This window comes from Pseudomonas sp. rhizo25 (assembly GCF_031931935.1).
GTDB lineage: Bacteria > Pseudomonadota > Gammaproteobacteria > Pseudomonadales > Pseudomonadaceae > Aquipseudomonas > Aquipseudomonas synxantha.
The window spans coordinates 178,685-200,773 of record NZ_JAUJXA010000005.1 but is presented as its reverse complement, the minus strand read 5'-3'; the positions used below and the strand labels follow the sequence as shown (position 1 = coordinate 200,773).

Here is a 22,089-nt window from a genome sequence, read left to right as displayed (position 1 = left end):
ATGAACGACCACAACAACAGCATCGAACTGGAAACCGCCATGACCACCACCACCATGACCATGATCCAGGCCCTGCGCTCGGCCATGGATGTGATGCTTGAACGTGACGACAATGTGGTGGTGTTCGGCCAGGACGTCGGCTACTTTGGCGGCGTGTTCCGTTGCACCGAAGGCTTGCAAACCAAGTACGGCAGCTCGCGGGTATTCGACGCACCGATCTCGGAAAGCGGCATTGTCGGCGTGGCCGTGGGCATGGGTGCCTACGGCTTGCGCCCGGTAGCTGAAATCCAGTTCGCCGACTACGTCTACCCGGCCACCGACCAGATCATCTCCGAAGCGGCACGCCTGCGTTATCGTTCGGCCGGCCAGTTCACTGCGCCCCTGACCATGCGCATGCCCTGCGGCGGCGGCATCTACGGCGGCCAGACCCACAGCCAGAGTATCGAAGCGGTGTTCACCCAGGTCTGCGGCCTGCGCACGGTGATGCCGTCCAACCCCTATGACGCCAAGGGCCTGCTGATCGCCTCCATCGAAAACGATGACCCGGTGATCTTCCTTGAGCCCAAGCGCCTGTACAACGGCCCATTCGACGGGCACCACGACCGCCCGGTAACGCCTTGGTCGAAACATCCACAAGCACAGGTTCCGGACGGTTACTACACCGTGCCGCTGGACGTGGCCGCCATCGTGCGCCCAGGTTCGGCCGTGACCGTGCTGACCTACGGCACCACCGTGTACGTCTCCCAAGTCGCCGCCGAAGAAACCGGCATTGACGCCGAAGTCATCGACCTGCGCAGCCTGTGGCCGCTGGACCTGGAAACCATCGTCAAGTCGGTGAAAAAGACCGGCCGTTGCGTGGTAGTGCATGAAGCCACCCGCACCTGCGGCTTTGGTGCCGAGCTAGTGTCGCTGGTGCAAGAGCATTGCTTCCACCACCTGGAAGCGCCAATCGAGCGCGTCACCGGTTGGGACACCCCCTACCCGCACGCGCAGGAATGGGCGTATTTCCCAGGCCCGTCCCGAGTGGGCGCGGCGTTGAAACGGGTCATGGAGGTCTGAATGGGCACGCACGTTATCAAGATGCCAGACATCGGCGAAGGCATCGCGGAAGTTGAATTGTCGCAATGGCATGTGAAGGTCGGCGATCTGGTGGTTGAAGACCAGGTGCTGGCGGATGTAATGACCGACAAGGCGATGGTGGATATTCCCTCGCCGGTCCACGGCAAGGTGATTTCTCTCGGCGGCGAGCCGGGTGAAGTCATGGCGGTGGGCAGTATTTTGATCAGCATTGAAGTGGAAGGCGCGGGCAATACCAAGGATGCACCGATAGTTGCCGAGCCGGCGAAGGCTGCGCCTGTAGCCGAAGCCAAACCGGCACCGGCACCGGCACCTGTAGAAAGCAAACCCGCGCCTGCCGTGAAAGCGCCGCAAGCACCCGTGGCCCGTGAAGCCAGTGAACGCCCTCTGGCTTCCCCCGCCGTGCGCAAGCACGCGCTGGACGCGGGGATTCAACTGCGCCTGGTCCAGGGCTCGGGCCCAGCGGGCCGAATCCTGCATGAAGATCTGGAGGCGTACCTGCAGCAGGGGCCGGCCGCCGGTGCGAATGCAGCCAACCCTTACACCGAGCGCAATGACGAACACCAGATCCCGGTGATCGGCATGCGTCGCAAGATCGCCCAGCGCATGCAGGACGCCACACGCCGCGCCGCACACTTCAGCTACGTGGAAGAAATCGACGTCACCGCCCTCGACGAGTTGCGCGTGCACCTCAATGAGAAGCACGGGGCGACACGCGGCAAGCTGACCCTGCTGCCGTTCATCGTGCGCGCCATGGTGGTGGCGCTGCGCGAGTTCCCACAGATCAACGCCCGCTATGACGACGAAGCCCAGGTCATCACCCGTCTCGGCGCGGTGCATGTGGGCGTTGCCACCCAAAGCGACGTGGGCCTGATGGTGCCGGTGGTGCGTCACGCCGAAGCCCGCAGCCTGTGGGGCAATGCCGAAGAAATCGCACGCCTGGCCAACGCAGCGCGCACCGGCAAGGCCAGCCGTGAAGAGTTGTCCGGTTCGACCATCACCCTGACCAGCCTTGGCGCCTTGGGCGGCATTGTCAGCACGCCGGTGCTGAACCTGCCGGAAGTGGCCATCGTCGGCGTCAACCGCATCGTCGAACGGCCGATGGTGATCAAGGGCCAGATCGTGGTGCGCAAGATGATGAACCTCTCCAGCTCCTTCGATCACCGCGTGGTCGATGGCATGGACGCGGCGCAATTCATCCAGGCCATCCGCGGCCTGCTCGAACAACCCGCCAGCCTGTTCCTGGAGTAAAGGCATGACTCAGATATTGCACACCACGCTGCTGATTATCGGCGGCGGCCCCGGCGGTTATGTGGCGGCGATTCGCGCCGGTCAGTTGGGTATCCCCACCATCCTGGTGGAAGGCCAGGCACTGGGCGGCACCTGCCTGAACATCGGCTGCATTCCGTCCAAGGCCCTTATTCATGTGGCCGAACAGTTCCAGCAAACCGTACACCACAGCCAGGGCTCGCAACTGGGTATCGAAGTGGATGTGCCGACCCTGGACATCCGCAAAAGCGTGGAATGGAAAGACGGTATCGTCGACCGCCTGACCACCGGCGTCGCCGCACTGCTGAAAAAACACAAGGTGCAGGTGATCCACGGTTGGGCCAAGGTGGTCGACGGCAAGACCGTCGAGGTGGGCGACCAGCGCATCCAGTGCGAGCACCTGCTGCTGGCTACCGGTTCGAAAAGCGTCAACCTGCCGATGCTGCCGATTGGCGGGCCGATCATCTCCTCCACCGAAGCCCTGGCGCCAACCCGCGTGCCCAAGCGCCTGATCGTGGTCGGCGGCGGTTATATCGGCCTGGAACTGGGCATTGCCTATCGCAAGCTCGGTGCCGAAGTGAGTGTGGTCGAGGCCCAGGAACATATCCTGCCCGCCTACGATGCCGAGCTGACCTTACCGGTGGCCGAGTCCCTGAAGAAACTCGGGGTGAAGCTGTACCTCGGGCACAGTGTCACCGGCTTTGCCGACAACAAACTGCAAGTGCGCGCACCCGACGGCGACTCTCTCGCGCTGGACACCGACCAGGTGCTGGTGGCCGTGGGCCGCAAGCCCAACACCCAGGGCTGGAATCTCGAAGCGCTGAACCTGGACATGAACGGCGCAGCGATCAAGATCGACAGCCGCTGCCAGACCAGCATGCGCAATGTGTACGCCATCGGCGACCTCAGTGGCGAACCGATGCTGGCGCACCGGGCCATGGCCCAGGGCGAGATGGTTGCCGAGCTGATCAGCGGTAAAGCCCGCGAATTCAACCCGGCGGCGATTCCAGCAGTGTGCTTTACCGACCCGGAGCTGGTGGTAGTCGGCAAGACCCCGGACGACGCCAAGGCCGCCGGCCTGGACTGCATCGTGTCGAGCTTCCCGTTTGCCGCCAATGGCCGGGCCATGACCCTGGAGTCCAAAGCCGGCTTTGTGCGGGTAGTGGCGCGGCGTGACAATCACCTGATTGTCGGCTGGCAGGCCGTGGGGGCTGGCGTGTCCGAACTGTCCACCGCCTTTGGCCTGAGCCTGGAAATGGGTGCACGCCTGGAGGATGTGGCCGGCACCATCCACGCCCACCCGACCCTGGGTGAAGCGGTGCAGGAAGCCGCGCTGCGGGCCTTGGGCCACGCGCTGCACCTATAAATGACACAAAACCTGTAGGAGCGAGCTTGCTCGCGAAAATCGTCAACGATTACGCGTGCAACCTGATTAAACGCGGCGCCCTTATGTTCTTCGCGAGCAAGCTCGCTCCTACAGGGGATGCGAACAGACCAACGAATGAAGTATTGTTGAGCCCATCCAGAAAAAAATCCGACTTGACCAGAGATAGAGGGTGTCATGGGTAACGAAAGCATCAATTGGGACAAGCTGGGTTTTGACTACATCAAGACCGACAAGCGGTTTCTCCAGGTCTGGAAAAACGGCGAATGGCAGGAAGGCACCCTGACCGACGACAACGTGCTGCACATCAGCGAGGGCTCCACCGCCCTGCACTATGGGCAGCAGTGTTTCGAGGGCCTGAAGGCCTATCGTTGCAAGGACGGTTCGATCAACCTGTTCCGCCCGGACCAGAACGCTGCGCGCATGCAGCGCAGCTGCGGTCGCCTGCTGATGCCGCAAGTACCGACCGAAGCCTTCATCGACGCCTGTAGACAAGTGGTCAAGGCCAACGAGCGCTTCATCCCGCCGTACGGCAGCGGCGGTGCGCTGTACCTGCGTCCGTTCGTGATCGGCACCGGTGACAACATCGGCGTGCGCACTGCGCCGGAGTTCATCTTCTCGGTGTTCTGCATCCCGGTCGGTGCCTATTTCAAGGGCGGCCTGGTGCCGCACAACTTCCAGATCTCCGGCTACGACCGCGCCGCGCCGCAAGGCACCGGCGCCGCCAAGGTCGGTGGCAACTACGCCGCCAGCCTGATGCCGGGCTCGGAAGCGAAGAAATCCGGCTTCGCTGACGCGATCTACCTGGACCCGATGACCCACTCGAAAATCGAAGAAGTCGGTTCGGCCAACTTCTTCGGGATCACCCACGACAACCAGTTCATCACGCCGAAGTCGCCTTCGGTACTGCCAGGCATCACCCGCCTGTCGCTGATCGAACTGGCCCAGACCCGCCTGGGCCTGGAAGTGGTCGAGGGCGAAGTGTTCATCGACAAGCTGGACCAGTTCAAGGAAGCCGGCGCCTGCGGTACCGCGGCAGTGATTTCGCCGATCGGCGGCATCCAGTACAACGGCAAGCTGCACGTGTTCCATAGCGAGACCGAAGTCGGCCCGATCACCCAGAAGCTCTACAAGGAGCTGACGGGTGTGCAGACCGGTGATGTTGAAGCGCCGGCGGGTTGGATCGTCAAGGTATAAGCCAGCGACACCGCAATACCCTGTGGGAGGGGGCTTGCTCCCGATAGCGGCAGGTCAGTCAACATCTTCATCGACTGACACTCCACTATCGGGAGCAAGCCCCCTCCCACATTGGATCTCCAGTATTTTCAGGATTGAGGGATATTCCCGACAATCTTCTTGCCCATACTGATCCTCGGCTCCACCCCATACCCCAACGCTTCGTAGAACCCCACCACCGCGTCATTGCCGCCGGTGATCTGCAGGTTGATCTTCATGCAGCCCAAGGCCGTCAACGCCTGCTCGGCATGGCGCACCAGCGACGATCCCAAACCATGGCGACGATAGTCGGCATGCACAGCCACGGAGTACAGCCAGCCACGGTGACCGTCATAGCCGGCGAGTATCGTGCCGATCACAGCTTTCTTGTCGGTGGCGACGAAGAACAACCCATCGTTGACCGCCAGCTTCTTGTCAATCGCCAGGCTCGGCAGGTTATGTGCGGTGTCATAGCCAAACGCCTCCTGCCATAACTCGATCACTTGGGTACGGTGCTGACGGTCTCGATAAGGGCCGATGGGATGTCGTGACAGCAGCGCCTTTTCCATCACCAGCGTGCGCTCGTTGCCATGGTAGACGTCGCGCACGGTATGAAAACCCAGCCTGGTATAGAAGGGCTCCGCAGTCAGCGAAGATGGCACGCTCAATACCGTTACGCCCGCCTCCCGGGCACGCAGTTCGATCTCGATCATCAACAACCGGCCAATGCCCTGCCCTTGCAACGCCGGATTGACGAACACCGAACGCACTACGTTGGCATCGAGCGCGGCGGTGGCGACGATTACCTGGTCCTGGGTGGCCACCAACACGACACGGCGCTTGAGCAGTTCCAGCACCGCGTCAGGGGTGAAACTGCTGGCGACTCGCGCTATCACATCCGCCGGATAATCCCGCGCATTACTGCTGTGCAAGGCGGCCAGGATGACCTGGCTGATGCCCTCGGCATCGGCTGGCTGGGCGAGGCGAACGGCGGTAGACATGACTCCTCCTGGCTGACAAAGCTATCACAATCGCTACTGTACCAATGCGGGAGGGGCGGTGCGACGATTCGACGGCCCCCTCCCACATATGACTGCATTTCAATCTGACAGCCGATTCGGCTGCATCACTGCCCTTTTCAGCTTTCCCGGCTGGGCCGCCCTGCTGTTTCAGCCGAGATACTTCCCCGACAACGCACAAAATAGCGCTACAAGATCACCCCATGGACCCGTGCCCCCATGCAAACCACCAACACCGTCCTGATGATCCGCCCGGCGCGCTTTGCCTTCAACCCGGACACCGCGATCAACAACCGTTTTCAACGCCCGCCGCTGGACCCACTCAGTGCACAGCACAAAGCGCTGGAAGAGTTCGACGGTTATGTCGAAACCCTGCGCAATCACGGCGTGGAAGTACTGGTGGTGCAGGACACCCCGGCACCCCACACTCCGGACTCGATCTTCCCCAACAACTGGTGGAGCAGCCACGCCGACGGCAGCCTGGTGCTCTACCCCATGGAGGGCCAGAACCGCCGCCTGGAGCGCAACAAAGGCGTACTGCAAGTACTGGAGCAACGCTTTGCGATAAAAGACACCATCGACCTGAGTCACCTTGAACAACAGAACATCTTCCTCGAAGGCACCGGCAGCATGGTGCTCGACCGCCAGCACCGCATCAGCTACGCCTGCCACTCCGGGCGCACCCACCACGCCGCCCTGCGCCAGTTCGCCGAACGCCTCGACTACCAGCTCTGCGTGTTCCACGCCCTCGACCGCCACCACGCGCCGATCTACCACAGCAACGTAATGATGAGCGTCGGCCGTGACCTCGCGGTGGTGTGCCTGCAAGCGCTGCCTGATGAGGGCGAGCGCCTGACGTTGGAGCGCTCCCTGCGCGACACCGGCAAAGATATCCTCGCCCTCGACTTCGACCAGTTGGAAGCCTTCGCCGGCAACATGCTCGAAGTCCACGACCGTGACGGTCAGCCGCTGCTGGTGATGTCCGCCAGCGCCTGGGGCGCGCTGCAACCTGCCCAACGCCAGCATGTGGAGCGCCACACGCGGCCGGTGGTGGTGAATATCCACAACATCGAACGCATCGGCGGCGGCAGTGCCCGCTGCATGCTGGCCGAAGTGCATCTGCCGGCCCGTCCCTCATTTCAATAAGGAGTCTTGCCATGACCCGTTACATCGACGTCAACGACCTCAGCTACCTGGTCTCGCAGAAAGGTCTGCAAACCTGCATCACCGAGATGGCCGACTATATCCGCGCCGACTACCTGCGCTGGCAGGATTTCGAGAAATGCGCGCGCCTGGCCAACCATTCACCAGATGGTGTGATCGAGCTGATGCCGGTGTCCGACGCTTCGCTATACGCCTTCAAATACGTCAACGGCCATCCGAAAAACACCCTGGCTGGCATGCTCACGGTGATGGCTTTCGGCGCCCTGGGCGATGTGGACACCGGTAAACCGGTGCTGCTGGCGGAAATGACCCTGACCACCGCGATCCGCACCGCCGCCACCTCGGCCCTGGTTGCCCGCTACCTGGCCCGTGCCGACAGCCGCAGCATGGCGCTGATCGGCAACGGCTGCCAGAGCGAATTCCAGGCCCTGGCCTTCCACGCCATGCTCGGCATCACTGAAATCCGCTTGTTCGATATCGACCCCAAGGCCACCGCCAAGCTCGCCGCCAACCTCAAGGCGTTTCCGGCGATCAAGGTGGTCCTGGCCGGCAGCGTCGCCGAAGCGGTCAAAGGCGCGGATATCGTCACCACCGTCACCGCCGACAAGGCCTACGCCACCATCCTGACGGACGAGATGATCGAGCCCGGCATGCACCTCAACGCCGTGGGCGGCGATTGCCCAGGCAAGACCGAACTGGACCGACGCATCGTCGAGCGCGCCCGCGTGATCGTCGAGTACGAACCGCAAAGCCGTATCGAGGGCGAGATCCAGCACATGCCGGAAGACTCGCCAGTCACCGAGCTATGGCAGGTGATCAACGGCCAGAAACCCGGCCGCGAGAATGAGCGCCAAGTCACCCTGTTCGACTCGGTGGGTTTTGCCATCGAAGACTATTCGGCCTTGCGCTATGTGCTGGACGTGGCCAAGGCCCTCGATGTAGGCAGCGAATTGGAACTGGTACCCGACCTGGCCGACCCGAAAGACCTGTTTGCCCGCCTGGCCCAGCAGCCGGCCGCACAGCAGAAAAAGCGCGCCTGAGACCGCTCTGGCCTGCCGCTTTGCGCCAAGGGCAGGCCGGATTTTTACCGATGAAAAGCCGATTCAGCGGGTGTCACAGCCGATTCAGCTGCATTGCTCGTTTTAACAGCGCAATTTGCGCTTTGTGCACCGGGTAAACGACACAAAAAACGCACCATCATGAAGCATTCTCTGCTCCCAGTTATTCACTGCCCTGACATCAATTACAAAATAAAGGGACCTCCACATGACTCCACTGCGATCACTTTTCGCTGCTTTGCTGTTGCCACTGTGCGCTACTGCTGCCCACGCTCAGGAGTGGAAAGAAATCCGCTTCGGCGTGTTCCCCGAATACCCACCCTTCGAATCCGTAGCCGCCGACGGCAGCCTGCAAGGCTTCGATATCGAATTGGGCAACGCCATCTGCGCCAAGCTCGAGGTCAAATGCACCTGGGTGCACAACGAGTTCGACGGCATGATCCCGGCCCTGCGGGCGCGCAAGTTCGATGCGATCATGTCCTCCATGGCGGTGACCCCGGCGCGGGAAAAAGTCATCGATTTCACCGATCGGCTGTTCCTCAGTCCGACGTCGGTGATCACTCGCAAAGGCGCGGATTTCGGCGACACGCCCGAATCGCTCAATGGCAAGCAAGTCGGCGTATTGCAAGGCTCGCTGCAGGAAGCCTACGCGCGGGCACACCTGGCCAAGCTTGGCGCGCAGATCAAGGCGTACCAATCCCAGGAGCAGAACTACGCCGACCTGCAGAACGGTCGCCTCGACGCTACCTTGACCGACAAGCTCGAAGCCCAGCTCAACTTCCTGTCCAAGCCCGAAGGCGCCGACTTCAAGACCGGCCCGGCCTTCAAGGACCCGACCTTGCCCCTGGACATCGCCATGGGCCTGCGCAAGAACGACCAGGCACTGCGTGAGCTGATCAACAAGGGCATCGCCGCCGTCCAGGCCGATGGCACCTACGCCAAGATCCAGAAGAAATACTTCGGCGATCAAGACATCTACAACGAATAACTAAGCCATCGCCTGCCCTGTGGAACACGCTTGTGTGGGAGGGGGCTTGCTCCCGATAGCAGTGTGTCAGTCATTGAAAATATTGACTGAACCACCGCTATCGGGAGCAAGCCCCCTCCCACACAAGTCGGTTCCCACAGAGATTGAGTGTGTGCCTTTTAGAGATCTTCCCCATGAACGAACTCTTCAACCTGCAAGGCTACGGCCCGATGCTGGCCCAGGGTGCCTGGATGACGCTCAAGCTGGCCTTCCTGGCCCTGGCCCTGAGCCTCACCTTGGGCCTGGTCGCCGCCGGCGCCAAGCTTTCCAGCGCCAAATGGCTGCGCGTACCGGCCACGCTGTACACCACGCTGATCCGCAGCGTGCCGGACCTGGTGCTGATCCTGCTGATCTTCTACAGCCTGCAACTGTGGCTCAATGACCTGACCGAAGTGTTCGGCTGGGAGTATTTCGAAATCGACCCGTTTACCGCCGGGGTGGTCACCCTGGGGTTTATCTATGGAGCGTATTTCACCGAGAACTTCCGGGGCGCGATCCTCAGTGTGCCGGTAGGCCAATTGGAAGCCGCTACCGCCTATGGCCTGAGCCGCTGGCAGCGCTTTCACCTGGTGCTGTTCCCGCAACTGATGCGCTTTGCCCTGCCGGGCCTCGGCAATAACTGGCTGGTGCTGCTCAAGTCCACGGCGCTGGTGTCGATCATCGGCCTGTCGGACTTGGTCAAGGCCGCGCAGAACGCCGGCAAGTCCACCAGCGAGCCGCTTTACTTCCTGATCCTTGCGGGGCTGGTGTACCTGGTGATCACCACCCTCTCCAACCGCATCTTCAAGCGCCTCGAACGGCGCTACAACCTGGGCATCAAGGGGATGGCGCGATGATCGAACTGTTCCAGCAATACGGCCTGGCCTATCTGTTCAGCGATGGTACGGGGTTGTCCGGCGTGGCCATGACCTTGTGGCTGTTCATCATCTCGGTGGTGCTCGGCTTTTGCCTGTCGATCCCGCTGGCACTGGCGCGGGTTTCGCAGCACTTTTGGCTGCGCTGGCCGGTGGAGGTCTACACCTACCTGTTCCGTGGCACACCGCTGTATATCCAATTGCTGATTTGCTACACCGGGCTGTACAGCCTGGAGGTGGTGCAGGACAACGCCCTGCTCAACCAGTTTTTCCGCAATGCGCTGAACTGCACTCTGTTGGCGTTTGTGCTCAACACCTGCGCCTACACCGTGGAAATCTTCGCCGGGGCGATCCGCAATATTCCCCACGGCGAAATCGAAGCGGCACGCGCCTATGGCCTCCACGGCTGGCGGCTGAACCTGTATGTGGTGGTGCCCGCCGCCTTGCGCCGCGCGCTGCCGGCCTACAGCAATGAAATGATCCTGATGCTGCACGCCACTTCGCTGGCGTTCACCGCCACGGTTGCCGACATCCTCAAGGTCGCCCGCGACGCAAATGCCGAGACATTCCTGACCTTCCAGGCCTTCGGCATCGCCGCCCTGCTCTACATGCTGCTGTCCTTTGCACTGGTGGGCCTATTTCGACTGGCCGAACGTCGCTGGATGCGTTTTCTTGTTCCTACCCGAGGCTAACCCATGAATCAGTCCGCGCAGGCCCTGGCCGCTTATCCGGTGGATGTACCCGTGACCAACGCTGCAACTGCCGCGATCAAGCTGCAAGTCGAAGGCATCCATAAACGCTACGGCGAACATGAAGTGCTCAAGGGCGTGTCCCTCAATGCGCGCCAGGGCGATGTGATCAGCCTGATCGGCGCCAGCGGTTCGGGCAAGAGCACCATGTTGCGTTGTATCAATTTTCTCGAACAACCCGACGCCGGGGTTATCACCCTGGATGGCATCAGCATCCAGATGCAGCAAGGCCGCGCCGGCAGCCGCGCACCGCATCAGGCGCAACTGCAAAACCTGCGCACGCGACTGGCCATGGTGTTCCAGCACTTCAACCTGTGGAGCCACATGACCGTGCTGGAAAACATCACCATGGCCCCGCGCCGGGTGCTGGACGTGAGCGCCGCCGAAGCGGAAAAACGCGCACGCCTGTACTTGGACAAGGTTGGCCTGCCAAGCCGCGTGGCGGACCAATACCCGGCGTTCCTGTCCGGTGGCCAGCAGCAGCGCGTGGCGATTGCCCGGGCGCTGGCAATGGAGCCGGAGATTATCCTGTTCGATGAACCGACTTCTGCCCTCGACCCAGAACTTGTAGGAGAAGTCCTCAAAGTCATACAGACGTTGGCCGAGGAAGGTCGTACCATGCTGATGGTCACCCACGAAATGGGCTTTGCCCGCCAGGTGTCCAGCCAGGTGCTGTTCTTGCATCAGGGCCGGGTCGAGGAACACGGCGGCGCCGAGATCCTCGACCATCCCAACAGCGAACGCTTGCAGCAATTTCTTTCCAACCGTTTGAAGTGAACCCATGGATACCAAGGCCAACGGACCCCATTCTTCCCCTGCGCTGGATCGCATCGACGAAGCGATCATCGACGTGCTGCGGCACCAGGGGCGTATCACCTACGAAAGGCTCTCATCGCTGGTGCACCTCACCCCCAGGCCCTGCCTGGAACGGGTGCGCAAGCTGGAGCGACGCGGGGTGATCCGTGGGTATGGGGCGATCATCGACGTGCAAATGGTCTCACCGGGGCTGTCGCTGCTGGTGCTGGTGGCCTTGTCCAACCAGAGCGGGCGTTCGGCACAAAAGGCCTTCGAAGCCTGTGTGAAGGCCTGCCCGCAGGTGTTCGAATGCCAACTGATCAGCGGGCCGTTCGACTACAGCCTGCGCATGCGCTGCCGGGACATGGAGCATTACCGGGTGCTGACCGAGACCTGGTTGAACAATGATGAGTTGCACATTGATAAGTTGGTGGCGCATCCGGAGTTGGCGGTGGTCAAGAACACTGCTACCGAACTGGCCTGAGCCCCTTACCCCAGTCACAGAAGAACAAATGTGGGAGGGGCGGTGCGACGATTCGACTTGCTCCCGATAGCAGCGTGTCAGTCAGCTCATCTATCACTGACCCACCGCTATCGAGAGCAAGCCCCCTCCCTCATTTTTAGCCATGCCCACTTAAGATTTTCTTACCAGGCCTTGCCCCAACCAGCTTCGCCTGCCCATCCTTCTGCTTGCCCGTGCGCGCCTCGCTGATCAACCCCGGTATCAACTTGCCCTCCGGCAGATTCTTCCAGAACCGACTCGGCAAGTGCCCTTCCATCACCTTGGGGTTCAACCGTGCCGGGTTGAAGATGTGGCTGTAGTAGGTCAACCACATCGCACTGTGGGGGTCCTCGACATTCTGCGCCAGTTGCTGCCAGGCCTCGGGGCACCGGCGTTGATGAATCAACTGTTCGCCGTCGTAATACACCCCGTCCAGGGGCGTCGCGATCATCCAGCGATGGCGGCCCATGCGCCCGACAAAATGCTGGCTGGCGCTTTTGAGAATGTCGTGGGCCGGCTCATGCCAGGCCACGTACTCCGGCAGTTCTGGTCCCGCCTCGGCCGGCAGGGCAATAAAGCGCACAAACGCATGCAGGTGATGGGCTTCACGGCTGACCTGCTTGATGCGCCGTTGCAACTCACTGCCCAGCTTGTCCCCCGCCAACATCGCGGTGCGATCACCATGGCTGACCCGCCACAGCACCTCGTACAACAAACTCCAACGCTGATCGCCGTGGTAACAGGCGGCCGACTCCAGCAATTCCAACAGCGCCTTGGGGATCCGTGCCTGGAACGGCCCCAGCCCTGGCGGGATCGGCTCATCGGTGGCGAACAGATCCGCCGCCTGCGTCTGGCCCCAACTCACCTGGCTGGGGTCGACCTGATGGCTGAGCAGCCAGCGCGCCTGTTCGCGCCAGGTGCTGAACAGGTTGTCGCATTCCAGGCTGATCATCCCCATAACCCCATCTGTTGTGGCTGCGGGCGGTCGCGCAATTGCTCGCGCAACAACACGCTGGTGCTGTCGGCCTGTTGCGGGTGGTAGTCGCTGGTGATGAAGAACGGCTTGGCCTTGGCCAGCACGCAGCGCATGCGTGCAAGGTCTTCGAAGCGGATCTTGCGTTCGCGGCGCAGGTCCACCAGGCGCTGGGTGGTGCGCAGGCCGATGCCGGGAATACGTGCTATCAGGGTCGGCTCGGCGCGGTTCAGGTCCAGCGGGAACACCTCGCGGTGCTCAAGGGCCCAGGCCAGCTTGGGGTCGATATCCAGGGCCAGGTGGCCGGGGCCTTTAAACAGTTCGTTGGCGCTGAAACCGTAGCTGCGCAGGAGGAAATCGGCCTGGTACAAGCGGTGTTCGCGCATCAGCGGCGGCGCGGCCAGGGGTACGCTTTTCGGGCTGTTGGGGATGGGGCTGAACGCCGAGTAATACACGCGGCGCAGCTTGAAATTGCCATACAACGCCTCGGCACCGTGGAGGATGGTGCTGTCATCGGTGTCGTCGGCGCCAACGATCATTTGCGTGCTCTGCCCGGCCGGGGCGAAACGCGGGGCACGGGGTTCGTTCAGCACCGTCTGCTCGCCGGTGTAGATGGTCTGCATGGCCTGCTTGATCGAGACGATCTGCTTCTCCGGCGCCAGGGTTTGCAGGCTGGCGTCGGTGGGTAGTTCAATATTCACGCTGAGCCGGTCGGCGTAGCGCCCGGCCTCGGCGATCAGCGCGGGGTCGGCCTCGGGGATGGTCTTGAGGTGGATATAGCCACGAAAGTCATGCTCTTCGCGCAGCAGCTTGGCCACCCGCACCAGTTGTTCCATGGTGTAGTCGGCCGAACGGATGATGCCGGAACTGAGGAACAGCCCGCTGACGCAGTTGCGCTTGTAGAAATCCAGGGTCAGGGTCACCACCTCTTCCGGGCTGAAACGCGCACGGGGCACGTCGCTGGAACGGCGATTGACGCAGTATTGGCAGTCGTACAGGCAGAAGTTGGTGAGCAACACCTTGAGCAACGACACGCAGCGCCCGTCAGGTGTGTAGCTGTGGCAAATGCCCATGCCATCGGTGGACCCCAGCCCCGCCTTGCCCTCGGAACTGCGCTTGGGCGCGCCACTGCTGGCGCAGGACGCGTCGTACTTGGCGGCATCGGCGAGGATGCTGAGTTTTTCGATCAACTGCATGGCGGGCTACCGATACTGGTTTTTTGTACAGTACCAATAGCCACACCTTGTCACAAGTGCCGTCTGTAGGAACGAGCTTGCTCGCGAAGAACGTCAACGATTACGCGTCCTGTCTGGATTAACGCGTTGCTCTTGGGTTCTTCGCGAGCAAGCTCGCTCCTACAGAGGGGCCGCTCAGCTGGCGGTGGCCAGCAGCAGGTCCTGCACCGAACGACCCTTGTCACGATTTCGATCGTTCTCATACAACGACGCCGCAATCTCATCGGCGCGAATCGGCAGCACCGACAGCAAGGTATCGCTCAAGCCATGGCTGGCCTGGCTGAAGCCCTGGATGTAGATGCCGGCCTTGCAGCGCTCGTCGGTGACGATGCGGTAGTCGCGGGCCACTTCGAAATCGCCCATATAGGCCTGCAGCGGCGCCAACAGTTCGCGGTGCATCTGGCGCTCGTAGCCGGTGGCCAGGATCACTGCGTCGTAATGGTTGAGGCTGGTTTCGTTAGTGGCGTTGTTGCGCAGCACCAGTTCGATACCCAGCGGGCCGGCGGTGGCTTTCTCCACCACGGTCATGGTGCGGAACGCCTGGCGCGCGATGCCGGAGACTTTCTGGCGGTAGAAAATCCCGTAGATGCGCTCGATGAGGTCCAGGTCCACCACCGAATAGTTGGTGTTGCGGTACTCGGCGACCAGACGCTCGCGCTCGGCACCGACTTGCTGGAATACCAGGTCGGTGAAGGCCGGCGAAAACACTTCGTTGACGAACGGGCTGTCATCGGCCGGCTTGAGCGCCGAGCCGCGCAGGATCATATCGACCTGCACCGACGGGAAGCTGTCATTGAGGTCAATAAACGCTTCAGCCGCGCTCTGGCCGCCGCCGATCACCGCAATGCGCATGGCCTTGCCGCTCACGCAGGGCTGGCTGGCCATGCGCTCCAGGTAGTGGGAGTGGTGGAACACGCGGGTATCGTCCTTAAGCGCCTGGAACGCCTCGGGAATACGCGGCGTGCCACCGGCGCTGACCACCACCGAGCGAGTGGTGCGCACATGCTGCTCACCCTGGGCATCACGGGAGATCACCCGCAACGCCTCGACCTGCTGCTGATGCAGGATCGGCTCGATGGCCAGCACTTCCTCACCGTAGCTCGCCTGGGCCTGGAACTGCCCCGCGACCCAGCGCAGGTAATCGTTGTACTCCATGCGGCAGGGGTAGAAGGTGCCCATGTTAATGAAGTCCACCAGGCGGTCATGGGCCTTGAGGTAATTGACGAAGGAATATGGGCTGGTGGGGTTGCGCAGGGTCACCAGGTCCTTGAGGAAGGAAATCTGCAGTTCACTCTGGGTCACCAGGGTGTTGCCGTGCCAGCGGTAGTCGGCTTGCTTGTCGAGAAACAGCACGTCCAGCTTGCCCTGGGCCTTTTCACGTTCCTGCAGGGCGATGGCCAGCGCCAGGTTCGAGGGGCCGAAGCCGATCCCGATCAAGTCATGAACCGCGGGCGAAGCAATTGCCTGTGTCATTCCAGTGTCCTCTGGATAAGCCCCTTGGCGGTGGGGGCGGGAATACCTTTCATGGCCTGAACAACCGGCCGTGTGTTGATAGGAAACGAGGACAGTGAAATAAAATTTAACCAACAGCTGATCAGTGCGCTTCCCACTCGCGCATGCGCACCCGGCAATGCTTCATCGCGTTGACAATGTGTTTTTCCACCAGGCTGCGGGAAATGCCCAGGCGCGCAGCGATCTGCAGGTGGGACAGGCCTTCGAGTTTACGCAGCAGAAAGCTGTCGCGACAGGCGGCTGGCAACTCGGCCAGGGCGCGCTCGAGCATCTCCAGGCGTTGGCGCTGGTCGTGGCTGGTGTGGGGTGAACAAGGGGCGAAACGTTCTTCGCTGTCCAGCACCTCAAGGGGTTCGGACTGACGCAAGGCATTGCGTCGATGGCCGTCAATCACCAGGTTCAAGGCCGTGCGATAAAGAAACGCGCGGGGCTGCTCGATCGGCGTATCGCTGGCGCGCTCCAGCACCCGCACATAAGCGTCATGCACCACATCTTCGGCCACCTGACGGTTGCCCAGCTTGGCGTTGAGGAAACACACCAGCTCGCGATAGTAGTTTTCCAACATGACTCCTGACCCCATGGCCGTGGTGCTGACGATGCCCGCCCGAGCAGGAACGAGGCCATCGATGATGGCAGTTTGAGTGTGTGCAATTTATAGTAATTCTCATCTACTTTTAAAGAAGTCTTGCATCAACGTCGGTTTTTTTTCTCCGCAGACCTGTTTCTGCGTGTGTAACAGCCTAAATCCCTGGGGCTTTTTCTCGTTTAACTGTCAGCTTTGCGCAACTGCGCCCCGATCTTTCCTGGCTGGAACCTACCCATGAAACGCCCTCGACCTGCCCGACGCGCCCTGCTAGCGGTAGCGTGCCTGATTCCCATCGTTGCGTTCGCCACCTGGCAGGGCCTGGCGCCGGGCCGTGACGCCCTGGCGACCGTCACCGTGACCCGCGGCGATATCGAAAACAGCGTCACCGCCCTGGGCACCCTGCAACCGCGACGGTATGTGGACGTCGGCGCCCAGGCCTCCGGGCAGATCCGCAAGATCCATGTCGAAGCCGGTGACCAGGTCAAGGAAGGCCAGTTGCTGGTGGAGATCGATCCTTCGACACAACAAGCCAAGCTCGATGCCAGCCGCTACGCCATCGAAAACCTCGAGGCCCAATTGCAGGAGCAAAAGGCCCAGCATGCGCTGGCCCGCCAGAAGTATCAGCGCCAGCAGCGCCTGAGTGCCGGCAACGCCACCCGTGAAGAAGACGTGCAGACCGCCCAGGCCGAACTGAGCGCGACCCAGGCCCGGGTCGACATGTTCCAGGCCCAGATCCGCCAGGCCCGGGCCAGCCTGCGCAGCGATGAGGCCGAATTGGGTTACACGCGCATCTATGCACCGATGACCGGCACCGTGGTGGCCGTGGATGCGCGGGTCGGCCAGACCCTCAACGCACAACAGCAAACCCCGCTGATCCTGCGCATCGCCAAGCTGTCGCCGATGACCGTATGGGCCGAAGTCTCCGAAGCCGACATCGGCCACGTCAAACCCGGCATGCGTGCGTATTTCACCACGTTGAGCGGCGGCAGCCGGCGCTGGGCCAGCACCGTGCGCCAGATCCTGCCGATCCCGCCCAAGCCCCTGAACGAAACCCAGGGCAGTGGCAGCCCGAGCAGCTCCAGCAAGAGCGGGACCGGCCGAGTGGTGCTGTACACCGTGCTGCTGGACGTGGACAACGCCGATAACGCGCTGATGGCGGAAATGACCACCCAGGTATTTTTCGTCTCAGGCCAAGTCAAGGACACCCTGACCGTGCCCGTCGCCGCCCTGCAGGGCACACCCGGCGCAGACACACAGATCGCCCGGGTCGTGGCGCAAAACGGCGCCATCGAAGAGCGCAAAGTGCGCCTGGGTATCAGCGACCGTCTGCGCGTCGAGGTGCTCGAGGGTCTCAATGAGGGCGATCACCTGTTGATCGGCCCGTCCGACAGCAGTGGGAGTTGACGTGGCCACGCCGCTGATCGAACTCAAGCACATCTGCAAATCCTACGGCGGCGGCGACAGCCCGCAGGTCGACGTGTTGCGCGGCATCGACCTGTCGATCCATGCCGGGGAATTCGTCGCCATTGTCGGTGCCTCCGGTTCCGGCAAGTCGACGCTGATGAATATCCTTGGCTGCCTCGACCGCCCGACCGAAGGCGACTACCTGTTCGCCGGGGAAAACGTCGCCCACCTGGGCAGCGACGAACTGGCCTGGCTGCGCCGTGAAGCCTTCGGGTTTGTGTTCCAGGGCTACCATTTGATTCCCTCAGGCTCGGCCCAGGAAAACGTCGAGATGCCGGCGATCTATGCCGGCATCAGCGCTGCTCAACGGCATGCCCGCGCCAACGCCCTGCTCACCCGCCTGGGGCTGGCTGAACGCACCGGCAATCGCCCGCACCAGCTTTCCGGCGGGCAACAGCAACGGGTATCCATCGCCCGCGCCCTGATGAACGGCGGCCATATCATCCTCGCCGACGAACCCACCGGCGCCCTCGATAGCCACAGCGGCGCCGAGGTCATGACCCTGCTCGACGAACTGGCGGGCCAGGGCCATGTGGTCATCCTGATCACCCACGACCGCGAAGTGGCGGCGCGGGCCAACCGTATCATCGAGATTCGCGACGGCCAGATCATCAGCGACTCGGCCGACACCTGCACGGTCAAGCCAGCCCTGGCGGCCGGCGCCCTGCATGCCGTGGACCTGCGCCAGCGCCTGGCCGACGGCGCCGAGCACAACGGCGCATGGAAGGCCGAGTTGCTGGACGCGGTGCAGGCCGCCTGGCGAGTGATGTGGATCAACCGCTTCCGCACCGCCCTGACCTTGCTGGGGATCATCATCGGCGTGGCGTCGGTGGTGGTGATGCTGGCAGTGGGTGAAGGCAGCAAACGCCAGGTCATGGCGCAGATGGGCGCGTTCGGCTCCAATATCATCTACCTCAGCGGCTCTTCGCCCAACCCGCGTACGCCACTGGGTATCGTGACCCTCAAGGATGTCGAGGCCCTGGCGGCGTTGCCCCAGGTCAAGCGCATCATGCCGGTCAACGGCGCCGAAGCCGGCGTGCGCTTCGCCAATGTCGACTACATGGCCTACGTGGGTGGCAACGACACCAACTTCCCGCACATCTTCAACTGGCCGGTGGTCGAGGGTAGCTACTTTACCGAGGCCGATGAACGGGCTGCCGCAACGGTCGCAGTAATCGGCGCGCGTGTGCGTCAAAAACTGTTCAAGGACGTGTCCAACCCTATCGGCCAATACATTCTGATCGAGAATGTGCCGTTCCAAGTGGTGGGCGTGTTCGCGGAAAAAGGCTCCAGCTCCGGCAACAAGGACAGTGACGATCGTGTCGCCATTCCCTACAGCGCCGCCAGTGTCCGTCTGTTCGGCAGCTACAACCCCGAATACGTGGCGATTGCCACCACCGATGCACGCAAGGTGCATGAAGCCGAAGTGGCGATCGACCAACTGATGTTGAAGCTGCACAACGGCAAGCGCGACTACGAGCTGACCAACAACGCCGCAATGATCCAGGCCGAAGCGCGGACCCAGAACTCACTGTCGTTGATGCTCGGCTCGATTGCCGCGATTTCCCTGCTGGTAGGCGGTATCGGCGTGATGAACATCATGTTGATGACCGTGCGTGAGCGCACCCGTGAAATCGGAATTCGCATGGCCACCGGGGCTCGCCAGCGCGACATCCTGCGCCAATTTCTCACCGAGGCAGTGCTGCTCTCGGTGGTCGGCGGCCTATTCGGTATCGCCCTGGCGTTGCTGGTGGGCGGCGTGCTGGTGCTGGCCGAGGTGGCAGTACAGTTTTCCCTGGTGGCAGTGTTCGGTGCGTTTGGCTGTGCACTGGTCACCGGCGTCGTATTCGGCTTTATGCCGGCCCGTAAAGCTGCCCGGCTCGATCCGGTAAAGGCGTTGACCAGTGAATAATCGATCCATTCCCGCGCAGCTGTCAGCGCTCAGCCTATGCCTGCTGCTCAGTGCCTGTAACGGCAACCGGCCGATACTCGACAGCGGCATCGCCCCGCCCGCCGCCTGGCAATACGCCGAACGCGAGGCGACCCAGGCCACCAACCAGCGCTGGTGGACGCAGTTTGGCAGCCCGGCGTTGAACCGCCTGATCGACCAGGCCCGGCGCGACAGTTTCGACGTGGCTGCCGCCATGGCCCGGGTGCGGCAGGCCCAGGCCACGGCAGTGATCGCTGGCGCGCCATTGTTGCCGGAGGTGAAATTCAACCTCTCCAGCAGTCACCAGAGGCTGCTGCGCGGCCAGGGCGGGCCGGACCTGGACGCCTCGCAAAGCGATGAAACGGTGAATAATTTCGGCGCCAACTTCAGCGCCAGCTATGAAGTGGACTTCTGGGGCGGCCGCGCTGCCGCCCGCGACAGCGCGCTGTACAGCCTGCGCGCCAGTGAGTCGGACCAGGCCACGGTGGAGCTGACCTTGCTCAGCAACGTGGCCGACCGCTATGCGCAAACCCTGGCCGCGCAGCAACGCCAACACATTGCCGAACTCAACCTGGCCAATGCGCGCAACGTTCTCGGCCTGGTGCAGACCCGCTACGACGCAGGCTCTGCCACCGCCCTGGAGCTGGCCCAGCAGAGGAGCCTGGTGGCCAGCCAGCAACGGCAATTGCCGCTGATCCAACAGGTGGCCGAAGAGGCGCGGATCACCCTCGCCGCCCTCCTCGGCCAGCCGGGCCAGGCCCTCGACCTGGGCCATGAAGCCTTCCAGACACTTACCTGGCCGGCGATCGGCCCGGGTGTGCCCAGCCAACTGCTGAGCCGGCGCCCCGACCTGGCCAAGGCCGAAGCCGAGCTGGCCGCTGCCCAGGCGGATGTCAGCGTGGCCCGCGCCGCCATGCTGCCCGCCGTGACCCTCGGTGCCACGCTCGGCTCCGACGCCTACAAGGCTGGGCAAATCCTGCGTAGCCCCTACTACACCCTGACCGCCGGCCTGGTCGCACCCATTTTCAACAACGGCCGTTTAAGCGCCGAGCGCGACAAGGCCCGGGCGCGCCAGGATGAGCTGCTGCAAACCTACCGAGGAGCGATCATCAACGGCTTTGCCGATGTAGAGAAAGGCCTCAGCAGCATCACCCGCCTGGACCAGCAACGCCAATGGCAGACCCAAGAGTTGCAACAGGCGCAGACGGCCTTCCAGATTGCGCAAAGCCGCTATGAGGCCGGGGCCGAAGACTTGCTCACAGTGCTGGAGACCCAACGCACCCTCTACGCCGCACAAGACTTGAACGTGCAATTGCGCCTGTCGCGCATGCAAGCCAGCATCGCCCTGTACAAGGCATTAGGGGGGGGTTGGAACACCGAAAGCTGATAAACAAACTCTCATTTCATACACGAGCTGTTTCTTCACCTTACATTTTCCAACCCAAGGTCCTTGGTAAAAAAGCCGTTATCACACGGCTGCCCGGGACCTCTTTGATGAAACCCAGCGTTTTCGTAAAAAGCCTGGCCTGCATCTGCTGCTGGCTGATACCCAGCGTGGCGCTGGCCGAGCCCTTGATTGCCCCTACTGCGATCGATTGGCTGCTGGACTGCCCCCTGCCCACGACGGCGCGCCTGGACCCCGAGGTCGTAGAACGCACCCAATGCGGCCTGGTCAGCGTACCCCGCGACCATGCCGCCCCCGAGCGCGGCCGTATACGCCTGAGCGTTACCCGCGTCGGCGCACGGCAACCGCTCGACCGCGAAGGTGTGGTGTTCATCCAGGCCGGCGAGCCCTCTCCGGCCAGGGAAGCGCCTTTCGCCCTGCATCTGGCCAGCCGCTGGGAATCCCTGGCCACCCACGCCTATCGCACATTGGTTGACCGTTATGACGTCATCGAACTGAGCGCCCGCGACCTGCGGCAGATGAATGCGGTCGAGCAAGCCGCACGGGACATGGAGTTCGTACGCGTGCAACTCGGCGAGGCACGCCTCAACTACCTGGGCAACGCCACCGCCGCCCGCCTCGGCAGCCGCTACGGCGCGCTGTATCCCGAGCGCGTGGCGCGCATGGTGCTGATCAATGCCGAGCCTGGCGAACCTATCGCCATGGGCGTCGAGCAACTCCTGCTCAAGGAGTCGAACGCCGACGGCTGTGTCAGCCGCTGGCTGGGGGATTTCCTTGCCTTCGGCAAACAACCACCGCCGTCCGCCCGTTGCCTCGACCTCGGCACCTGGCGTTGATCAGCACATTTACGACCTGTTGCCACCGAAAACGA

At 62.3% G+C, this 22,089-nt stretch carries 20 protein-coding genes; 15 read left to right on the top strand and 5 right to left on the bottom strand.

Translation table 11 applies throughout. The annotated features are described in order from the left end of the window. The 4 genes from QZR30_RS13295 (at position 1) to QZR30_RS13280 (ending at position 4,927) form a co-directional block, all read left to right on the top strand. The gene (locus QZR30_RS13295) at positions 1–1,059 is read left to right on the top strand and encodes an alpha-ketoacid dehydrogenase subunit beta (protein WP_005789444.1); all 1,059 of its coding nucleotides are present in this window, start codon (positions 1–3) and stop codon (positions 1,057–1,059) included. Continuing rightward, positions 1,060–2,328, top strand: a complete 1,269-nt coding sequence (locus QZR30_RS13290; protein ID WP_311903406.1) for a dihydrolipoamide acetyltransferase family protein — start codon at positions 1,060–1,062, stop codon at positions 2,326–2,328. A gap of 4 nt (positions 2,329–2,332) precedes the next feature. After that, positions 2,333–3,712 (top strand): dihydrolipoyl dehydrogenase, encoded by a 1,380-nt coding sequence (lpdA, locus tag QZR30_RS13285; protein WP_311903405.1) that lies wholly within the window; start codon positions 2,333–2,335, stop codon positions 3,710–3,712. Between the two features lie 195 nt (positions 3,713–3,907). Further along, complete coding sequence (locus tag QZR30_RS13280) at positions 3,908–4,927, top strand: branched-chain amino acid aminotransferase (RefSeq protein ID WP_046068748.1); 1,020 nt, start codon at positions 3,908–3,910, stop codon at positions 4,925–4,927. A gap of 128 nt (positions 4,928–5,055) precedes the next feature. Here the strand turns inward: QZR30_RS13280 and QZR30_RS13275 are convergent, their stop codons facing one another. Next, positions 5,056–5,946, bottom strand: coding sequence for a GNAT family acetyltransferase (locus QZR30_RS13275; RefSeq protein ID WP_081214450.1), 891 nt, complete (start codon positions 5,944–5,946; stop codon positions 5,056–5,058). Positions 5,947–6,183: 237 nt separating this feature from the next. Here QZR30_RS13275 and ctlX point away from each other — a divergent pair, with 237 nt between their 5' ends. The 7 genes from ctlX to QZR30_RS13240 all read left to right on the top strand — a co-directional run bounded on the left by ctlX (position 6,184) and on the right by QZR30_RS13240 (position 12,095). Beyond that, on the top strand, positions 6,184–7,110 hold the full coding sequence (gene ctlX, locus QZR30_RS13270; RefSeq protein WP_311903404.1) for a citrulline utilization hydrolase CtlX: 927 nt from the start codon (positions 6,184–6,186) through the stop codon (positions 7,108–7,110). Between the two features lie 11 nt (positions 7,111–7,121). After that, positions 7,122–8,168, top strand: coding sequence for an ornithine cyclodeaminase (locus QZR30_RS13265; RefSeq protein WP_046068750.1), 1,047 nt, complete (start codon positions 7,122–7,124; stop codon positions 8,166–8,168). 226 nt (positions 8,169–8,394) lie between these two features. After that, positions 8,395–9,174, top strand: coding sequence for an ABC transporter substrate-binding protein (locus QZR30_RS13260; RefSeq protein WP_056846633.1), 780 nt, complete (start codon positions 8,395–8,397; stop codon positions 9,172–9,174). 173 nt (positions 9,175–9,347) lie between these two features. Further along, positions 9,348–10,049 carry an ABC transporter permease gene (locus QZR30_RS13255; RefSeq protein WP_046068752.1) on the top strand — a complete coding sequence of 234 codons (702 nt, stop codon included), beginning with the start codon at positions 9,348–9,350 and terminating at the stop codon, positions 10,047–10,049. Beyond that, on the top strand, positions 10,046–10,759 hold the full coding sequence (locus tag QZR30_RS13250; protein ID WP_046068753.1) for an ABC transporter permease: 714 nt from the start codon (positions 10,046–10,048) through the stop codon (positions 10,757–10,759). Before QZR30_RS13255 ends, QZR30_RS13250 begins: the two co-directional genes overlap by 4 nt. Positions 10,760–10,762: 3 nt before the next feature. Then, positions 10,763–11,593, top strand: a complete 831-nt coding sequence (locus QZR30_RS13245; protein ID WP_056846635.1) for an ABC transporter ATP-binding protein — start codon at positions 10,763–10,765, stop codon at positions 11,591–11,593. A gap of 4 nt (positions 11,594–11,597) precedes the next feature. Beyond that, positions 11,598–12,095 carry an Lrp/AsnC family transcriptional regulator gene (locus tag QZR30_RS13240; RefSeq protein WP_043048767.1) on the top strand — a complete coding sequence of 166 codons (498 nt, stop codon included), beginning with the start codon at positions 11,598–11,600 and terminating at the stop codon, positions 12,093–12,095. 136 nt (positions 12,096–12,231) lie between these two features. Here QZR30_RS13240 and QZR30_RS13235 read toward each other — a convergent pair whose 3' ends face one another. The 4 genes from QZR30_RS13235 to QZR30_RS13220 all read right to left on the bottom strand — a co-directional run bounded on the left by QZR30_RS13235 (position 12,232) and on the right by QZR30_RS13220 (position 16,398). Beyond that, on the bottom strand, positions 12,232–13,065 hold the full coding sequence (locus tag QZR30_RS13235; RefSeq protein WP_046068755.1) for a TIGR03915 family putative DNA repair protein: 834 nt from the start codon (positions 13,063–13,065) through the stop codon (positions 12,232–12,234). After that, positions 13,062–14,282 carry a putative DNA modification/repair radical SAM protein gene (locus QZR30_RS13230; protein WP_056846636.1) on the bottom strand — a complete coding sequence of 407 codons (1,221 nt, stop codon included), beginning with the start codon at positions 14,280–14,282 and terminating at the stop codon, positions 13,062–13,064. The genes QZR30_RS13235 and QZR30_RS13230 overlap by 4 nt, the downstream gene beginning before the upstream one ends. 174 nt (positions 14,283–14,456) lie before the next feature. Next, complete coding sequence (locus tag QZR30_RS13225; protein ID WP_059397263.1) at positions 14,457–15,794, bottom strand: lysine N(6)-hydroxylase/L-ornithine N(5)-oxygenase family protein; 1,338 nt, start codon at positions 15,792–15,794, stop codon at positions 14,457–14,459. A 121-nt stretch (positions 15,795–15,915) separates the two neighbouring features. Further along, the gene (locus tag QZR30_RS13220; RefSeq protein WP_046068758.1) at positions 15,916–16,398 is read right to left on the bottom strand and encodes a sigma-70 family RNA polymerase sigma factor; all 483 of its coding nucleotides are present in this window, start codon (positions 16,396–16,398) and stop codon (positions 15,916–15,918) included. A 255-nt stretch (positions 16,399–16,653) separates the two neighbouring features. Here QZR30_RS13220 and QZR30_RS13215 point away from each other — a divergent pair, with 255 nt between their 5' ends. The 4 genes from QZR30_RS13215 (at position 16,654) to QZR30_RS13200 (ending at position 22,054) form a co-directional block, all read left to right on the top strand. Next, positions 16,654–17,823 carry an efflux RND transporter periplasmic adaptor subunit gene (locus QZR30_RS13215; protein WP_056846637.1) on the top strand — a complete coding sequence of 390 codons (1,170 nt, stop codon included), beginning with the start codon at positions 16,654–16,656 and terminating at the stop codon, positions 17,821–17,823. Between the two features lies 1 nt (position 17,824). Next, on the top strand, positions 17,825–19,795 hold the full coding sequence (locus tag QZR30_RS13210; RefSeq protein WP_046068760.1) for a MacB family efflux pump subunit: 1,971 nt from the start codon (positions 17,825–17,827) through the stop codon (positions 19,793–19,795). Beyond that, positions 19,788–21,200 (top strand): efflux transporter outer membrane subunit, encoded by a 1,413-nt coding sequence (locus tag QZR30_RS13205; RefSeq protein WP_311903402.1) that lies wholly within the window; start codon positions 19,788–19,790, stop codon positions 21,198–21,200. Before QZR30_RS13210 ends, QZR30_RS13205 begins: the two co-directional genes overlap by 8 nt. Before the next feature lie 107 nt (positions 21,201–21,307). Next, positions 21,308–22,054 carry an alpha/beta fold hydrolase gene (locus QZR30_RS13200; protein WP_046068762.1) on the top strand — a complete coding sequence of 249 codons (747 nt, stop codon included), beginning with the start codon at positions 21,308–21,310 and terminating at the stop codon, positions 22,052–22,054. Positions 22,055–22,089 lie beyond the last annotated feature (35 nt).

What these genes read in the sequence shown, in the direction of transcription:
- QZR30_RS13295 (WP_005789444.1), top strand. Translation starts at nt 1, where the DNA reads ATGAACGACCACAACAACAGCATCGAACTGGAAACCGCCATGACCACC.
- QZR30_RS13290 (WP_311903406.1), top strand. Translation starts at nt 1,060, where the DNA reads ATGGGCACGCACGTTATCAAGATGCCAGACATCGGCGAAGGCATCGCG.
- lpdA (WP_311903405.1), top strand. Translation starts at nt 2,333, where the DNA reads ATGACTCAGATATTGCACACCACGCTGCTGATTATCGGCGGCGGCCCC.
- QZR30_RS13280 (WP_046068748.1), top strand. Translation starts at nt 3,908, where the DNA reads ATGGGTAACGAAAGCATCAATTGGGACAAGCTGGGTTTTGACTACATC.
- QZR30_RS13275 (WP_081214450.1), bottom strand. Translation starts at nt 5,946, where the DNA reads ATGTCTACCGCCGTTCGCCTCGCCCAGCCAGCCGATGCCGAGGGCATC.
- ctlX (WP_311903404.1), top strand. Translation starts at nt 6,184, where the DNA reads ATGCAAACCACCAACACCGTCCTGATGATCCGCCCGGCGCGCTTTGCC.
- QZR30_RS13265 (WP_046068750.1), top strand. Translation starts at nt 7,122, where the DNA reads ATGACCCGTTACATCGACGTCAACGACCTCAGCTACCTGGTCTCGCAG.
- QZR30_RS13260 (WP_056846633.1), top strand. Translation starts at nt 8,395, where the DNA reads ATGACTCCACTGCGATCACTTTTCGCTGCTTTGCTGTTGCCACTGTGC.
- QZR30_RS13255 (WP_046068752.1), top strand. Translation starts at nt 9,348, where the DNA reads ATGAACGAACTCTTCAACCTGCAAGGCTACGGCCCGATGCTGGCCCAG.
- QZR30_RS13250 (WP_046068753.1), top strand. Translation starts at nt 10,046, where the DNA reads ATGATCGAACTGTTCCAGCAATACGGCCTGGCCTATCTGTTCAGCGAT.
- QZR30_RS13245 (WP_056846635.1), top strand. Translation starts at nt 10,763, where the DNA reads ATGAATCAGTCCGCGCAGGCCCTGGCCGCTTATCCGGTGGATGTACCC.
- QZR30_RS13240 (WP_043048767.1), top strand. Translation starts at nt 11,598, where the DNA reads ATGGATACCAAGGCCAACGGACCCCATTCTTCCCCTGCGCTGGATCGC.
- QZR30_RS13235 (WP_046068755.1), bottom strand. Translation starts at nt 13,065, where the DNA reads ATGATCAGCCTGGAATGCGACAACCTGTTCAGCACCTGGCGCGAACAG.
- QZR30_RS13230 (WP_056846636.1), bottom strand. Translation starts at nt 14,282, where the DNA reads ATGCAGTTGATCGAAAAACTCAGCATCCTCGCCGATGCCGCCAAGTAC.
- QZR30_RS13225 (WP_059397263.1), bottom strand. Translation starts at nt 15,794, where the DNA reads ATGACACAGGCAATTGCTTCGCCCGCGGTTCATGACTTGATCGGGATC.
- QZR30_RS13220 (WP_046068758.1), bottom strand. Translation starts at nt 16,398, where the DNA reads ATGTTGGAAAACTACTATCGCGAGCTGGTGTGTTTCCTCAACGCCAAG.
- QZR30_RS13215 (WP_056846637.1), top strand. Translation starts at nt 16,654, where the DNA reads ATGAAACGCCCTCGACCTGCCCGACGCGCCCTGCTAGCGGTAGCGTGC.
- QZR30_RS13200 (WP_046068762.1), top strand. Translation starts at nt 21,308, where the DNA reads ATGAAACCCAGCGTTTTCGTAAAAAGCCTGGCCTGCATCTGCTGCTGG.